The 16,387-nt window shown below is 66.2% G+C and carries 9 protein-coding genes; 1 reads left to right on the forward strand and 8 read right to left on the reverse strand.

Annotated features, from left to right (window positions below; all coding sequences use genetic code 11):
- The first annotated feature begins 88 nt into the window (after positions 1-88).
- Positions 89-1,339: an NAD(P)/FAD-dependent oxidoreductase gene (locus tag AB870_RS11935; RefSeq protein ID WP_047904879.1), complete on the forward strand. Its 1,251-nt coding sequence runs from the start codon at positions 89-91 to the stop codon at positions 1,337-1,339.
- Between the two features lie 80 nt (positions 1,340-1,419).
- Here AB870_RS11935 and AB870_RS11940 read toward each other — a convergent pair whose 3' ends face one another.
- From AB870_RS11940 to bcsB, 8 genes are all read right to left on the reverse strand, one after another.
- Complete coding sequence (locus AB870_RS11940) at positions 1,420-2,355, reverse strand: universal stress protein (protein WP_047904880.1); 936 nt, start codon at positions 2,353-2,355, stop codon at positions 1,420-1,422.
- Between the two features lie 139 nt (positions 2,356-2,494).
- Positions 2,495-3,493, reverse strand: coding sequence for an aldo/keto reductase (locus AB870_RS11945; RefSeq protein WP_047904881.1), 999 nt, complete (start codon positions 3,491-3,493; stop codon positions 2,495-2,497).
- Between the two features lie 175 nt (positions 3,494-3,668).
- On the reverse strand, positions 3,669-5,303 hold the full coding sequence (gene bcsG / locus AB870_RS11950) for a cellulose biosynthesis protein BcsG (RefSeq protein WP_047904882.1): 1,635 nt from the start codon (positions 5,301-5,303) through the stop codon (positions 3,669-3,671).
- A 33-nt stretch (positions 5,304-5,336) separates the two neighbouring features.
- On the reverse strand, positions 5,337-7,991 hold the full coding sequence (gene bcsA, locus AB870_RS11955; RefSeq protein ID WP_047904883.1) for a UDP-forming cellulose synthase catalytic subunit: 2,655 nt from the start codon (positions 7,989-7,991) through the stop codon (positions 5,337-5,339).
- Positions 7,988-8,779 carry a cellulose synthase operon protein YhjQ/BcsQ gene (locus AB870_RS11960; protein WP_071386873.1) on the reverse strand — a complete coding sequence of 264 codons (792 nt, stop codon included), beginning with the start codon at positions 8,777-8,779 and terminating at the stop codon, positions 7,988-7,990. Before AB870_RS11960 ends, bcsA begins: the two co-directional genes overlap by 4 nt.
- A 77-nt stretch (positions 8,780-8,856) precedes the next feature.
- On the reverse strand, positions 8,857-12,711 hold the full coding sequence (locus tag AB870_RS11965; RefSeq protein ID WP_084663627.1) for a cellulose synthase subunit BcsC-related outer membrane protein: 3,855 nt from the start codon (positions 12,709-12,711) through the stop codon (positions 8,857-8,859).
- The gene (gene bcsZ, locus AB870_RS11970; protein ID WP_047904885.1) at positions 12,696-13,940 is read right to left on the reverse strand and encodes a cellulose synthase complex periplasmic endoglucanase BcsZ; all 1,245 of its coding nucleotides are present in this window, start codon (positions 13,938-13,940) and stop codon (positions 12,696-12,698) included. Before bcsZ ends, AB870_RS11965 begins: the two co-directional genes overlap by 16 nt.
- Positions 13,941-16,295, reverse strand: a complete 2,355-nt coding sequence (gene bcsB, locus AB870_RS11975; protein ID WP_047904886.1) for a cellulose biosynthesis cyclic di-GMP-binding regulatory protein BcsB — start codon at positions 16,293-16,295, stop codon at positions 13,941-13,943.
- Positions 16,296-16,387 lie beyond the last annotated feature (92 nt).

Consider the following 16,387-nt stretch of genomic DNA (forward strand, 5'->3'; position numbering starts at 1 on the left):
GTATCCGGGACGCTGCCTGCACGCCGATGCATTACACTGACGGCCAAATTCGTTGTGCTTTCTTCCTGCTTCCATCGTTTTCACTCTCATGTCCGAAGCCACCTCCACCACGCTCATTCTCGGTGCCGGCCAAGCCGGTGGCGAGACCGCCCTCGCCCTGCGTCAACTCGGCTATACCGGTCGCATCGTGCTCGCTGGCAGCGAAACGCATCTGCCGTATCGCCGCCCGCCCCTCTCGAAGGCATTCCTCGCGGGCCAGGCCGATGAAGCCAGTCTGCTGATTCGTCCGGCCGAGGCGTGGGAGAAGGCCGAGATCGATGTGCGCCTCGGCGTCACCGCGACAGCAATCGATCGCAACGCTCGAACCGTGTCGTTCGACGACGGCCGGACGGTGAGCTACGACCATCTCGTGCTGGCCCTCGGCGGGCGCGTGCGTCACCTGCCGATTCCCGGCAGCGATGCGTCCAACGTCTATTACCTGCGCAACATTGCAGATGCGCAACGCCTGCGCGAAGCGCTCGCGCCGGGCAAACGCGTCGTCGTGGTCGGCGGGGGTTACATCGGCCTGGAAGTCGCGGCGAGCGCCGTCAAGGCCGGTGCCTCGGTGACGGTACTCGAAGCGGCCCCGCGCCTGCTCGCGCGCGTGGCCGAAGCCGATGTCGCCGGCTTCTTCGCGTCGCTGCACCGTGAGAATGGCGTGGACGTGCAAGTCGGCGTCGGTGTAACGGCACTCGAACAGGATGCGAACGGCCAGGTCGTCGCTGTCGTAGCCGGCGAAAAGCGCCTGGAAGCGGACGTCGTGGTCGTGGGCATCGGCCTGATCCCGAATACCGAACTCGCACAGGCGGCGGGACTGGCCGTCGATAACGGAATCGTGGTGGACGAATTTGCCCGCACGAGCGACCCCGCCATTCTGGCGGTCGGCGATTGTGCGCATCACGAACATCCGGCGCTTGGCCGCCGGATTCGTCTGGAATCGGTGCCGAGCGCCAGCGAGATGGCCAAGGTGGCCGCGAGCGTCGTGCACGGCGACGCGCCGAAAGCCGTCGCGAGCGCACCGTGGTTCTGGTCGGATCAGTTCAACGCCAAGCTGCAAATGGTCGGCATGACCGACGGCCACGACGCCGTGGTCGAGCGCCGCCTGCCCGACGCGCAGGGCGCTGCCGTGTTCATGCTTTTCTACCTGCGCGATGGCGCCGTCGTGGCGGCAGCAAGCATCAACCGCGCGCAGGAGTTCCTCGCGGCGCGTGAGCTCGTTGGCCGCCGCGCGGTGGTTGACCCGGCACGTCTGGCCGATGCGGCAACGCCGCTCAAGACGCTGGTGGCCGAGTTGGGCTGACCGCCCCGATTCGACCCCGCGTTGGCCGGTGCACGTTGCCCTCGATTATGGCAACGTGCGCCCCGTGTCCTTGCAACCCGTCAGGTCGACGGTGCATGCGCGGGCAACAGCAGTACCGGGCGGCCCGCGTGACGGGCCGTATCTTCGGCCACGCTGCCCAGCGTGAAGCGCCGGAAACCGCGTCGGCCATGCGTGCCCAGTACGATCACATCGACATCGGCATCGCGACCTGCGGCGATGATCTGGTCGGCCACGCCCTCGCCCACCGGCTGGATCTCCCGCATCTCGATCTCCCCGGGCACCTCCGCCTCTTCGAGGCGCTTTTCCGCCCAGATGCGCACCTGCTCGCCCACGGCACGTACCGCGTCGAGCAACGGTTCCGGATCGAACCCGGCAAGGAACGGTCCCGGCAGGTCGAGCACGTGCACCACGCGCATCGATGCGCCGTGGGTTCTCGCCAGCGCCAGCGCGTATTCGAACGCGAGACGTGACGTCTCGCTGTCGTCCAGTGCGACCAGAATGCGCTCGTAATGTCCACCCGAGCGCAGCCGCAGGTGCGCACGGGCCTCGCCCGCCACGAGCATCACCGGCACCTCGGCACTGCGCAGAATCTGCTCGGCAACGCTGCCGAGCATGGCTCGCCGCACCCCGCTGCGGCCATGGGTGCCGACGACGAGGATGTCCGCACCCCACTCGATCACTTCGCGCGTCATCGCCTCGGGCACCGTTTCCCCGGTTGTGCGCAGGTCGAGCAGATGCGCCTGTGCATCGACCCCTTCTTCACGCAGATAAAGCACCGCACGCGCGAGATGTTCTTCGCCCTCGCGCTGCATGTCGCGGCGCACCTGTTCCAGATCGATGAGCTTGCCGAAAGCCGCCGTCAGCAGATTGACGGGGTCTTCCACCATGTGAATGACGCGGATCACGTCGTCGTTGCGCGCAAAAGCGGCGGCCTCGCGCAACGCACGGCGCGACGACTCGCTACCGTCTGTCGCCAGCAGAATGCGTTTTGTCATGAGCAGCCTCGCGTTGGAAGTCGAAGGAATGCCATGCGCGTGCCCAGCCATCTCGATGTTCTGTCAGGCGAACCCGCACGACACTTCCACTATACCGCCCGATCAAGCGCGAAGGCCACCTTGCGTGTGCTTGACTCGCTTAGCGCGCGGCGTCGCCCCAGCGGTAAGCATGCGATGCGTCGTCGAGCTTCGTCTTGAGTTCCGGCGGCAGCGTGTAGTCGACGGTGCCGAGCGTCTCGGTCAGTTGGTCGACACGGCTCGCGCCGATGATCGCCGAAGTGACCACCGGATTGGCGAGCACCCAGGCGAGCGACAGGCGGGTCAGCGATTGCCCGGCGTCCTTCGCAATGCCCTTGAGCGTTTCGATGGTTTCGAATTCGCGCTCGTGCCAGTAGCGCTGCTGGTACATCGCACCGGCCTTACCTACCGTTGCCGCCGTGAAGCGGCCTTCGGCCGGTGCTGTGTCGTGGCGGTACTTGCCCGTCAGCAGGCCGCCGGCAAGCGGGTTGTACGGGATGACGGCCAATCCCTCTTCGCTCGCCAGCGGCAGCAGTTCGCGCTCGATCTGGCGAAACAGCAGGTTGTAGCGGGGCTGGACCGAGACGAAGCGTGCCACGCGCAGCACATCCGCGCGGCCGAGGGCACGTGCGAGGCGGTAGGCCAGGTAATTCGACACACCGACGTAACGCGCCTTGCCCGACTTCACGATGATGTCCAGCGCTTCGAGGGTCTCGTCGAGGGGTGTGTCGGTGTCGTCGGAATGCAGTTGGTAGAGGTCGACGTAGTCGGTGCCGAGGCGCGAGAGCGATGCGTCGATGGCGCTCAGCAGGTGCTTGCGCGATGCGCCCTTGTCCCACGGCGACGGTCCCATCTGGCCGCACGCCTTGGTGGCCACGATGAACTGATCGCGACGGCCCTTGAGCCAGCGGCCGACGATTTCTTCGGTGCGCCCGACGAGCGACGTATCGGCGCCTAGCGGATAGACGTCGGCAAGGTCGATGAAATTGACGCCCGCCTCGGCCGTGCGATCAAGAATGGCATGGCTGGCGGCTTCTTCGGTTTGCAGACCGAATGTCATGGTGCCCAGGCAAAGGCGGGAAACGGTCAGGCCGGTGCGGCCGAATTTCGTGTATTGCACGGTAACTCCCGGAGGGTTGGCGTGATGTGACCCTTGATGTGACATTAGTCGACGTACGGCGACTGCACAAAGTGCAATGCCCGCACGCGGGCAAGGTGCACAGTATGCGCGATTCCGGGAAAACGCGCGCACGAAGCCCGGCGCGCGTTCGACAGACATGGGACTGGCGTCCCCGCTACTCCAGCGACTTCAGGTCGAGCCACACGCCGTCCGCGCCGCGAATGAGCGTCTTGCCACCGTACTTCATCACGGTGGTTTGCTCATTGGCCGACACGAAGGCCGTTTGCGGCAGGTCGTTGGCGTACTGCGTCAGGTCGGGTGTCCCCGCAAACGGGTTGTTGGCGATCAGACGGGAGATGAGCGTCATCATGGCGAGATAGCTCGTCGGCGTGGAGATCGTCACCGGCGTGCCGTGCGACGGCGCCGTGCCATCACCGAAGCCAACCAGCTTCACCGCCACCGGCACATGCGTGATCTCCGGCAACGGGATCTCGCGCATGCCGGAAATCTGCAACTTGCTGCCGCGCAGCGCCGCCCCGTGCTCCGGCACGAACACCACGACCGCCTTGCGTCCCGACCTGGCAATGGTGTCGATGAACTGGCCGATGTCGTCGAACATTGCCCTGGCGCGCACCGGATAGCTCTGCACGCTGGTGAGCTTCGATCCCTCCAGCCGATTGCCGTCGTGCAGCGAGATGGTGTTGTAGTACAGCGCCACACGCTTGTCCGGCATGGCGGTGCGCTGCTTCCACCAGGCTTGCAGCACCTCGCCGTCGGAGCGGATCGGCGTTTCGTCGAACGCTCGCATGGCCACGCGCGCATGCGTATTGTCGAACGGCGTGACGCCCGGCACGTTGAAGTTCTGCTGCACCTCCTGCATGAAGTTATCGAAGTGCCCGTCGTGGTTCATGGCGAGTGCGGGCGTGAAGCCAAGGTTCTTCAGATCGCTCATCACGTAGCACTGCGGGCCTGCGGAGTCGTACAGCGCCTTGTGCGACGGCTGCCCGCACCCCGCCCGAAGCACGCGAATCGCCGCCGGGCCGCTATAACTGGCCGCGGAATTGAAGTTCTTGAAGATGAAGTCGAACTTCGAGAGCAACGGCAGATTGTCGAGATTGTCGACGTCGAGATCGTCCTGCGCCAGCGAGCAGATGTGCAGGAGGACAATGTCGTAGTCCGGGCCGGCACCCGCTTGCGCAGGCAGCGAGACCGAGCGCGTCAGCTCGCGTGAATAGAAGCTGTTGAGTGCGGCGTTCGGGTTCGCGTCGAGCGGCACTTCGCCGTCGCCGGCCACGAATTCGCTGCCGCCGGCGGCAGCGCCGGCGCCTGTGCCCCCGGCACCCGCGGTCAATGCCGTGGTGTCGCCCTGGGCGGCGACCACGGGCGAGACCGACACGAGCGTGCCTACGCGCAGCACGCCCGGCACGAGCAGCAATGCGAGCAGCACGAACGTTGTCACGCGCACCCAACGATTCACGATCCAGTACGCCAGCACCATGATCGCGAGCAGCAGCCAGTCGCGCGCCGGAACGAAGCGGCCGAGCAGTTCGACGATGTACGAGAAGCGGAACTGCATCAGCGCGGGCAGTTGTTCGACAAACCGTGCGAACGGCGGCAGATTCGAGTCGTAATACAGCAGCGCGACGCCCAGCGGTATCGCGATCACCTGCCGTGCAACGCGTGCCCAGCGCGGGCGCAAGCGCACGACCAGAAACAGTGCGAAGAGGAAGTTCGACAGCACATGAAAGCCGATGATGCCCGCCCACAGCAGCAACAGCTTCAGAATGAAATAGAGGTTCCAGATGCCCATCGTATGGTTCCCTTGGGTAGCCGTGCCGTTAGATCACGTCCGCCTTGCCCCTCGCAACCGGTTTTGCCAGCGCGTTACCAGTTGACTCAACAAGTAATTGGCGAGCACCTGATAGCCGCGCAGGCCCATCGCCAGCATGTCGAAGAGTGCCTTGACCGGTTCGTCGCGCGCACGTTCGGCGTCCCAGTCGCGCCAGGCATCTGCGCGCCCGAACGTGAACTGCACGAGATGCTTTTCCTGCTCGGCCGAAAGTGGCTGGAACGCGAGAAACAGATCATGTCCGCGCGCACCGACCACACTCACCGGGAAGCCGTATTCGGTGGCGCCACGCGTGAGCGCCACGTGCGCCTCGGTACCCACGCCCGGGTCGATGGCGACCGGCAACACGAGCGCCAGCCCGCCGCCCGAGAAGTCGCGCGTGTGGCAGGCCATCGTGCGGCCATCAGGCAGATACAGCGTGGCCGGCATGCGCATCGACACGCGGTGCGAGCGGCGCACCTGTCTGACTTCCGTTGCCACCGCCACGGCGGCGCCGAGCACCGCGAGGTTGAACGTGACCCACAACAGGTTGAAGACGAGCGCGCCCGATTCATTGGCCGGGCCGTAGAAGTACCGCAGGATACCGGCAACGAAACCCGCCACATTGAACCCCAGCAGCACGAGATACGGCTTCGAAATGCTCCAGTCGAAGAAGCTCTGCTCGATCAGGCCGCCCTTGGCCGTCACGTTGAACTTGCCATAACGCGGGTTGATGAACGCCACGGTAGTCGGCAGCGCGACATACCACGCGAGCACCGCCTCGTATACATCCGACCAGAACGAATGGCGGTACTTGCCCTGAATGCGCGAGTTGGCGATATTGGCGTGCGCAATGTGCGGCAGCACGTACGCGCAGATACTGAGCGCCGCCTGCACGATATGCAGCCCGAAGAACAGATAGCAGATGGGCGCGAGCAGGAAGATGATGCGGGGAATGCCGTAAAAGAAGTGCAGCATGCCGTTCGCGTAGCATATGCGCTGACCGAGCTTCAGGCCACGCCCGAACAGCGGGTTATCGACGCGGAAGATCTGCGCCATGCCGCGCGCCCAGCGAATGCGCTGGCCGACGTGGCCCGAGAGCGACTCCGTCGCGAGACCGGCGGCCTGCACCACCTTCAGATACACCGTATTCCAGCCACGGCGGTGCATCTTGAGCGCCGTATGGGCGTCTTCGGTCACGGTCTCGACGGCCACGCCACCGACCTCGTCGAGCGCCGTGCGACGCAATACCGCACACGAACCGCAGAAGAACGACGCGTTCCAGAAGTCGTTGCCGTCCTGCACGATCCCGTAGAACAGGCGCCCTTCGTTCGGCACCGCGCCGCGCGTTGCCAGGTTGCGCTCGAACGGGTCGTCGGAGAAGAAGTGGTGCGGCGTCTGCACGAGCGAGCAGCGCTCGTCCTTGAGGAACGAACCCATCGTCGTTTGCAGGAACGAGCGCACGGGAATGTGATCGCAGTCGAAGATGGCGACGAACTCGCCTTGTGTCTTGCTCAGCGCATGGTTGATGTTGCCCGCCTTCGCGTGGCGATTGTCGGCGCGCGTCACGTAATGCACGCCGGCGAGCGCGGCAAAGTCGCGCATCTCGTCACGGCGTCCGTCGTCGAGCAGATAGATGTTGAGCTTTTCCGGCGGCCAGTCCAGGCCACAGGCGGCATAAACGGTCGGGCGCACGACATCCAGCCCTTCGTTATAGGTCGGAATGTAGACGTCGACCGTCGGCCACAGGCGCGTGTCCGCCGGCAACGGCGTGATGCGCCGGTGCAGCGGCCAGATCGTCTGAATGTAGCCGAACAGCAGAATCATCCACGTGTACATTTCGGCCGCGACGAGCATGTAGCCGACGCTTGCTTCGGCCACGGTGTCGAACGCCAGCGATTGCGTCAGACGCCACCACACGTAACGAATCGTCGAGGTAAGCGACAGGCCGATCAGCACCAGCACCGAGTACTGGCTGTCGAGCCGCCGGAACACCAGTGCGAGCGTGAGCGTGCAGACGGAGAACAGCAGTTGCGAGAAGGGATCGAACGGCGTCGTCACGATCCAGAACACGCCGATCAGCCCCAGCAAGGCCACGACCGTCGACGTCGCACGCCACTGCATGACCCGTTCGAGCGTCTTGTCGAAGCGGTGCGCCAGTTCAGCCGGCGTGTCGGGCGGAATCCCGAAGAGCGTCTGCACGAGCCACAGTCGCAGCCGTTCGTTGCCCGCCCGGAACGCGAGCCATGCGGTGTACGGCGGAAAGGCCGGACGCCGGTCGGCGCGCCGCCAGAGCATCGCGCCGAGCACGCGCCAGAAGCCCGCGTCGGCGGGCACGTCGAGCCGATGCGTCACGCGTTCGTTGACCCACGCGAGGGCACGGCCCGGATAGTCGGGCCGACCGGCGCGTGCGGGCTGGAACACCAGGCGCAGCCACCAGTCGCGCCACTCGTCGAGTTGACGGACATCGAGCCTTACGGCCAGACGGGCCACAAGATGATCCGCGACCTGCGAGATCCACTGCCGGTGCGCGGGCGAGCGCACCGTTGCGGCGAGCAGCCACTGCGTGAATCCCGGCGCACGGCCGTCGGGCCGATCCGGCACGACGAGGCGCACCGCGAGAATGTCGCGTCCGAGCCGGTAGAGGGAGCCGAGGGCGGCACCGATCATGTTTCGGCACCTCCCCGCGCATGACCGCCGTTGGCCATCGCGCCGCCGTCGGCCGGCGGCGTGGCACGCGCGAGCCATGCTTCGAGATGGATGAAGTCGAGCGCAGCCTGAGAGCCGTCGGCGGCCTTGGCCAACGAACCGCCGTTGGCCGAAGCCGTGCCGACGGCATCGTCGCGATGGATGCGCAACGGCACCATGGCGTCGCCGCCACGCGCCTGAATGAGGTGCAGCAGATCGTTGTTCAGCGGCGAACTGGATGCCACCAGATTCGGCACCATTTGCGCCCGTCCCGCGCAGGCCGCCATCAGATCGGGTTGCGTGACGTAGCCGGTCGTGGTCACCGGCACAATGCCGAGCACGAGGTCGGCCGCGGCGATGGCTGCCTGGGCGATAGCGTCCGGCAAACGTTGCGTGTCGATCAATACCCGCGTGCCCGTCGCGAGGCCCACGGCATCGAGCTGACGGCGCAAGCCGCCCGCGTCCCGTTGCAGCCATTCGCCGAGCGCCGTCTGCGCCGACGCGTCGGTTCGTCCGGCGGGCAACAGCGGCACGCCCACTGGCGTTTCGCGCAACACCGCACGCCAACTGTCCGGTGCCACGCCAGCCGTCAGCACACCGGTCTCGCACGTCTGCCGCAGACCGAGCAACGCGCCGATGCTGTTCTGCGCATCGAGTTCGAGCACCGCCACGGGCTTTCCTCCGTGCGCCAGTTGCGCGGCGAGGTGCGCGCTCACGGTGCTTCGCCCGGCTCCGCCCGCGCTGGAGACGACTGCAATGAGCGTCAGCATGCGCCCTCCCCGGCCCATGGCCGCGTCCGGCGCGGATCGACGCTCGTAAGTTCGGCGTTGGCGCAAGCTCTCATGGCTCAGTAGCTCCAGATCGGACGTACCGGCGACGGCGGCATCGGCACATCACCGCGCCGGGCGTCGAAGTGATAACGCATGTAGAAGAGGAAACGGTTCGGCGCGTAGTAGTCGGAGCGCTCGAACTGGATCTGCCCGCCGATCACCCAGTGCCGATCGACCCAGTACTCGGCCCGGCCCAATATCGAGAAGCCCACTCCGAACCCGCCGCCGGAGCCATAGGTCAGATCGCCGCTCGCCGCCTGCAACGCACCGTTGGTCGGGAAGTACGGCATCGACTTTTCCTGGCTTTGCGAGAACGAGACCGAGCCGCGCAGATAGTAGGACCAGCGTTGCGTGCGTCCGTACCATTCGAGCGGCAGCGTCAGCGACACGTAGGTCTGCGGGCTGTAGTAGCCGCCGTGCCCATACGTGTAGTAGCGCTCATTCTGCGCGAAGCTGTCGAAGAATAGCGTGACGCCGGTATTCATGCGCATGTCGCGCTTGTAAATCAGCGGCAGGTCGACACCGGCGCGCGCCGAGACTTCGGTGTTGTTCAGCACGTTCTCGCCGGTCAGACGCGCAACGCTCGCCTCACCGAAGACGCCCCACTTCGGGAAGTCGCGAGAGGCGTGGAATGTCAAAGCATCGCGGCGCACGCCGCCCCATTTCCCGTCGCCGAAGACCTCGGGCAGCGGCAGATTCGCCCCGGCATACGACACCATGCTGCCCGTCATCGGCCGACGGGAGGCGTCGACCCAGTAGTTGTAGCGCCCCAGATTACCGAACAGCCGCACGCCGCCCGTGACGTAGGAAATCGGGAAGCCAATCGGCGTGTGACCGATGTCGGCGCGAATCCAGTCGTTCTCATAGCCGAGCATGAGCGCCTGCCCGTGCGCCTTCTGGCGTTTCGTGCCGTAGTCCGCCAGCACGCCGGGATTCGCAGCGCGAAACGACGGCACGTTGAGCAGCGGCAACGTGCCGAATTCGGACGTCCCGTTGAGCGGCAGGTCGCCCGAGTCGGCGCTCACGTAATCGGTCTGCGCAAACACGTGGCCGTCGTAGCCCAGCGCATACTGGCCGTACAGCGGGACGGCGCGCGCGTTGAACATCGAGATGCCGCCGTCGCCCTTTTTCTGATCGATTTCGTAGCCCGCGGCCACGTAGCTGTTACGACGCGACTCCAGCGAGTCGATGGCCGACTCGGCCGACGTCATGCCGTCATAACCGGGCAGCGCGCCCTGCACGATCTCTTCCTTGCGCGCCTGGTCGTACCATCCCTTCGCCTCGTTGTAATGACGTTGGGACTGCGCAATGCGTCCGCGCTGCACGGTGACGGCCGAGGTGTCCGGAAACCGGGTGCGCAGCGTGTCGTTAAGCGCGATGGCCTCGTCGTAGCGTTCCATGGCGGTCAGACGTCGCACGGCGGCAAGTTGCGTCCAGACATCGTCCGGCGACGCTTCGGCCAGGGCGCGGTCCAGTTCGCGATTGGCAGCCTTGTCGTCCTGCATTTCGTAAAGCACGCGCACAAGCGAGAGTCGCGCGTCCTGATTCGCCGGGTCCTGACGAATCTGATCTTCGGCGATCTTGCGGGCGTCGTCGTAACGGCGTTCGTCGAAATAGATGTCGCCCAGCGCCGACAAGGCGCGGCTGTCCGGCGGCTGGCGCGACAACAACGGTTCGAGCGTTTGCCGCGCGCTCGAGAAGTCGCCCAATGCACGCGCCCGGTCGGCCTGACGCAGTGCGAGGCGATCCTGCAAGTCCTGCCACTCGTCGCGCTGATCGGTGCCGAGCGAGGCCGGATCCATGCTCGCGAGGAAAGTACCGAGTTCGGTATCGCGCTCGGCGGTGTTCAGCAGTTCGGCGTAGCGCAGTTGCGCGTCGGGCTGCGGTTTGCCGGCATGCGCGGCAAGCCAGTCTCTCATGAGCGCCAGCCCTTGGTCGGGCTGTCCGGCCGACACGCGCGCGCGCGCCACCTCCCCGATCAGTTCCGGATCGTCGCCCGCCATTGCCAGCGCCTGGCCGTAGCGGCGTTCGCTCTCGTCGTCGTTACCGGCGGCATGGGCTTCGCGCGCGAGACGCGCCATGTCGCGAATCGCCAGCGTCGTTTGCAAACGTCTGATCGACGGCGTGGCGCTCGCCGCGGGAATCTGCGCGAGCGACTCGCGCGCACCGGCCTCGTCGTCGATCACGTTCAGGTAAATGGCCTGCGCGTAGAGCATCTGCGCCCGGTCCTCCGGCGTCAGCGTCTGGCGCGCGCCTTCGGCCATCACCTCGCGGCCGATCTGCGCAAGGCGGAGCTTACGGTAGAGGCTGGCGAGCGAGTAACGCGTCCAGGCGTTGCCCGGGTCCAGAGCGACGGCGCGCTCCAGTGCGGCCAGCGCCGGGCCGTTATGGCCCTGCGCGATGGCGCGATCGGCATCGTCCGACAACGCGGCCGCTTCAGCCTTGTCGAAGCGCGCCTTGTCCTGCGGAAAGCGCCGCCGCAGATCGCCAAGCAGATTCGCCAGTTCCGTACGGCGTTGCTGACGCGAGTACAGCGTAATCATGCCGCGCAGTGCCGTGTCGTTGTCCGGCTCGATCTTCAGCGCTTGCCGGAAGAGCCTTTCGGCGTCGTCCTCGCGCTTGTCGTCCAGCGCAATATCGCCCAGCAGTGCCAGACCGTCTGGATTGTTCGGATCACTGGCGAGCGCGCCGCGCACCAGGCGATCGGCGTCGGAGAGCCGCCCGGCGTCGCGCGCAGCGCGCGCCTGCGCCATCGCGCCCCAGAACTGCGACGTCTTGAGCAGGCTGCGCCATTTGCCCGCGTTGTCCGGGTCCTTTCGCAATGCCTGCGCGAACAGTGCCTGAGCGCCCTCGTGGTCGCCCTGCCGCATTTTCACCAACCCCAGCGAGCCGAGCAGTTCGCCGTCGTTGGGGCGTTTGACGCGCGCGGCGTCGAGTGACTTCTCGGCGTCGCTCAGACGCCCCTGATCCAGCGCCCGGATACCGGCTTGCCGGGCCTTGTAAGCGGGATCGTTCAACATGCGCGTTCGGGCCGCCTGCTGGGCATTGAGCTTGTCGTAGGCGGCCCGCGTGTCCGCATCGTTGGGCGCAAGGGCGAGATAGCGCTGGTACAGCGGCAGCCATGCGAGGTTGCCGTCCGCCTTGGCGAGCCCCTTCTGCCAAAGGGACAGCAAGGCGTTGAGATCGGCGTTGGGACGCGCCGCGAGATCCGCCACCATGCGCGTGCCGGCCAGACGGCTCGCTGGCCGGTCGATCATCAGTTCGGCCAACGATTGCGAGGCTCGCGAGTCTTCGGGCGACGCCTTCGACAGCGCCGCGAGCCCCTGCTGCGCGGCGGGCCAGCCGTTGGTCGCGTTCGCCTGGGCGCGGTAGTACTCCACGCCGAGATCGCCGTTTGGCGGGCCGTCCGGAAACAGCGCCCTGTATTCGGCGAACGCGGCATCGGCCTGACCGCTGCGTTGCAGCAGACGCGCACGGGCGATGCGGGATTTGTCGACGGTGTTGATGCGAATGACGTCGGCCAGCGCTTTCGTCGCGGGCGAATTGGGGTAGCGCGCGCGCAGCGTCTGCAATGCCCTGTTTGCCGCTTGCGGCTGGTTCTCTTCGATCTCGATCTGGCCGAGCAGCGAAAGCGCGTCGGGCTGGTCCGGTTGCACGAGCAGCGCCTTCTCGAGGGCAGCGCGCGCAAGATCGTTGCGATGGCGTGAATGCCAGAGCGTGGCGCTCGCGAGCAAGTTGCGCACGTCGCGATTGGGCGCCACGGCGCCGGGCTTCGCCGCGGCGTTCGCTGCCGGCGCGGCACGCACGTTCGCCGCGCCGGCTGCCATCAGCACGCATGTCACGCAGGCGGAGCGGATCAGCGTGTCGCGCAAACCGCCTCCCAAGGCACTTGCAGCGTGCCATCCGCGGCGAAACGAAAACGCGCTTCGTGCCAGCCGAGGCCGAACAGCGACAGCACCGAACCGTAGTAGCCCGAAGGCGACTGCGCGTCGAGCGAGCGGGCACGATCGGCCTGCGCCCGCGCGAGCGCCGTGTCGCCCACGGACTGCAACAGCGGCACGAGCGCCGCCGAGAAGCCCGCGCCGCCGTTCTGCTTCGCCGTGCCGTCGCGCGTGTCGACACGCTCCGGCGGCGCGCCGTGCGCAGCGACATACTTCAGCATGCCGCCGAACGTGTGTGTCAATGCATGGAAATCGTCGCTATCCTGCGCAAGCATCCCCGCCCACAGATAGACGCGAATGGCGTTGTAACTGCCCTCTCCTTTCGTCTCGGGATCGATCTCGAAACCACGTCCGGCGCGATACATCGCCCACTCCGGCGCAAAGCCCAGCGGTGGCGCCGACAACGTGATCTGCTTGAGCGACGAGGTAATGAGCTGTGCCCAGCCGCTATCGGGAAACAGGCCTGCGAGACGCCGCACGACCTGCATCGGCACGTAACTCGGGTTCAGACGCCACAGATCCCTGGCGGGATGAAATCCCGCGGGCGCGGGCAGCAACGTGCGCCCGAGCCCCGGAATGAAGTCCGTCTCCTCGGACACGATGCGACGCGCCACCAATGCACCGAGCGCGGTGTAGCGCCGCACGTTCCACAGGCGGCCGGCTTCGCCCAGCGCATACGCGATCCACATGTCGGCGTCGCTTGCCGGGTTGCTGTCGAGCACCGCCCACCGGCCGTCGTCCTGCCTGCCCCACAGCCACGCCGGCAGATGCGCCGTGAGGTCGCCCTGTGCGAGGTTGTTCACGGTCCAGTCGAGCACCTTGTCGAACGTCGCCCGGTCGTTGGCGATGACAGCGAACGTCAACGCGTACGCCTGTCCTTCGGAGACCGTGCGCAGATCGGGCATGCTGTGATCGACGATGCGGCCGTCGTCGCTCAGACACGCCACCTTGAATCGCGACCAGGCCGGCCAGTCGACGGGCGGGCACGCGCGTGGCGTGGCGCGTCCCGACGAACGCGAATCGTCCGGCGCACCCGGCACCTTCGCCGCAGCGGCGTTCAGCCCCGGCGCCACGGCCGCGATCATCGGCCCGGCCCCACAGGCGGCGAGTGCCCGCAGCACCGCCCGACGGCGCCGCCTGTCAGCATCGGCGCGTGTCATTTACTTCTCCAGCCGACGTGCCGCGCGACGCTGCAACCAGCCGAAACACTTGAGCGCAATCGCGAATGCCGCCAGCAACGCTACGAGACCGACCAGAATCGGATGACTCGAGAGGTGGTAGCGAATGCGCGTCCACCAGCTCACGTCGCCCACGAAATACGTATTGCCCAACCGGTACGACGCGGTGCGATCGCCGTTGACCACCGCCAGATCGCCGTGAATGGCGTCGCGCTGCGTGTCGACGGCGTCGACCACACTGAGCAACCCGGCATCGCTCGACGCATTGATCGCCACCACCGAACGGGAACTCGTCACCGGCGACTCGAACCCGACGAGCGCCGCAAGCGCCCCCTGGGACTGCGCGTCCATGCGCGCAGGACCCACGCGGCTGGCCGCCAACGCGGAACCGGCCGCACCGTCGCCACGATAGCCCTGCGGCTGCGATTGCATGACGCGACGCGTCTGATCGATCACGAGCGGAAGACTCTTGCCCCACGTGGTCAGCAGCTCGGCGGCGTCCTTGCCGCCCACGACCAGCAGGTCGCGGTCCTTGAAGCGCTCGGTTTGCGTCGTATCGAGCACTTCGAAGCGATCAGCATACACGCCCGTCGAGCGGCCGAACTGGCCGAGGGTCGAGAACACCGTCTCCAGTTCCGCCTTGTCCGGCGTCTTCGACATGACGACGGCCGTCTGCGAGAGATCGGCGTATTTCGTGAACGGAAAGCCGCTGCCCGCGAAGAAGCTCAGATTCGGCATCTCGGCATAATGCGGCAGGCCACTGAAGTCGATGGTCGAGTCCGCATCGATGGCCGAGCGCGCCGCGTTGGTGATCGTCTGGCTGCACATGCCTTCCTTGTGCGGCTCCATCGCGAACTGAAAAGAGAGCGAGTTGCGCGAGGCCACCTGAAATGCCGGAATGCGCACTTCCCTGCGATCGGCCATCGTGCCGTCGGAGAGCAGTTCGACGAGCATGTGGCTCTTGTCGGTGCTCGCCCCCGCCGAGCGCAGGCGGTAGGCGCGTACGAACTGATCGTTGATCGACACGCTCATCGACGAATCGTCCGGTTTGACCGGCGGCGTGTAGCGATACTTCAGGTCCATCGGCACGCCGGTGTTTTGCCACGTCAGCAGGTCGGCCGGCAAATTGAGCTGAATGCGGATCGGCCACGGCATGTAGCCGCTTGCCTGCAAGTCGGCCGGGTTCTCGACCAGTTCGCCCAGCTTCACCGGTCGATCGGTGCGCACCCAGCGCGGCGCATCGTAGGCGGGCCGTGGCGGCAGCGGCTCAAGCGCGGCGATGCGCGTGGCATCGCCCGAGAGTGCCGCACGTCCCGAGACGAGGGCAAGCGCGGCCGTCTCCAGATCCTTGGCGTCACGCCCCTGAATCACGAGCAGCTTGAGCGACGGATCGCCGGGATTCACCACCATGCGCAGCGTAGGCCCATCCACTTTGGGCATGTCGAGGCCGGGCAGCATCGTCTCGTTGGTGACGAACGCGATGGCATGCTTCGACGGCAAGGTGCCGACACTCACCGGGAAACGCGTGCGCCGGTAATCGCCAATGGCACCCGCCCACGTGGCCACGACGCCCGCGGCATGCACCACGGCGAGCGACGGCTGCGAGCCGAACACGAACGGGATCGATTGATCCCGGTTGTCGTGGCGGTCGAAGAACGGCACGGGCAGCATGGACAGATCGTTGCGCAGCGTGAGCGGCTGCGTGCTCGTGACGATTTCGCTCTGCGGGCTGATGTCGGCCCACAGGCTCGAGTGCATCGGGTCCTCGCACTCCATCGTGTAATGCCCGATGAGCACGAGACGCACACGATTGAAGCCGGAGAGCATGCGCGGATCGAGCGGGATCTCACGCAGCAGATTCTTGCCGCCGTCCTGCTTGTTGAACGGCAGCGTCGCGATCAACTCCTCGTTCAGATAAACCTTGAGTTGCGAGAGATCGGGAATCAGGGCGGGCGAATAGCTATAGCGCAGGCGCAGCAGCGCCGAGGCGACAGACTGATCGAGTCGGACTCCGAAATTGACGTCGCCCGAGCCTTCGGTGCCGCGCAGTCGCAATCCGTTCGTCTGCCCCAGTTGGGCGAACGTGACGGTGCGCTCACTGGTGCCGGGAGCCGGCGGAATCGTCGCGGCGGAGGCGTCCGGCGATGCGCCCGCAACGGCGGCTGTCTCCGGCACGGCCGGGGTGCCTCCCGAGACTGCGGCGTTGCCCGTGCGGCCTGCCGTTGGCGCGGCGCCCGCGAGCATGACACCGCCGGGGCTCATCGCGGCGAACAGCGCACCGATGGCGGTGACCAACGTGTACAACGTGTAACGCGACCAAGACGCTCGAAGCTGCATGTGAGATGCCTCATCTGTTCTTGCGCTGCATATTCGCCACACCCGCACGCGCGGCGCCCCATCGACCGACGTCTCATCACGTCGATATCAGG

Origin of the sequence: Pandoraea faecigallinarum (genome assembly GCF_001029105.3) — a bacterium.
Classification (GTDB): domain Bacteria; phylum Pseudomonadota; class Gammaproteobacteria; order Burkholderiales; family Burkholderiaceae; genus Pandoraea; species Pandoraea faecigallinarum.

Bases quoted from the DNA above. Each gene is read 5' to 3' on its own strand.
- AB870_RS11935 (WP_047904879.1), top strand. From the start codon at position 89: ATGTCCGAAGCCACCTCCACCACGCTCATTCTCGGTGCCGGCCAAGCC.
- AB870_RS11940 (WP_047904880.1), bottom strand. From the start codon at position 2,355: ATGACAAAACGCATTCTGCTGGCGACAGACGGTAGCGAGTCGTCGCGC.
- bcsG (WP_047904882.1), bottom strand. From the start codon at position 5,303: ATGGGCATCTGGAACCTCTATTTCATTCTGAAGCTGTTGCTGCTGTGG.
- bcsA (WP_047904883.1), bottom strand. From the start codon at position 7,991: ATGATCGGTGCCGCCCTCGGCTCCCTCTACCGGCTCGGACGCGACATT.
- AB870_RS11960 (WP_071386873.1), bottom strand. From the start codon at position 8,779: ATGCTGACGCTCATTGCAGTCGTCTCCAGCGCGGGCGGAGCCGGGCGA.
- bcsZ (WP_047904885.1), bottom strand. From the start codon at position 13,940: ATGACACGCGCCGATGCTGACAGGCGGCGCCGTCGGGCGGTGCTGCGG.
- bcsB (WP_047904886.1), bottom strand. From the start codon at position 16,295: ATGCAGCTTCGAGCGTCTTGGTCGCGTTACACGTTGTACACGTTGGTC.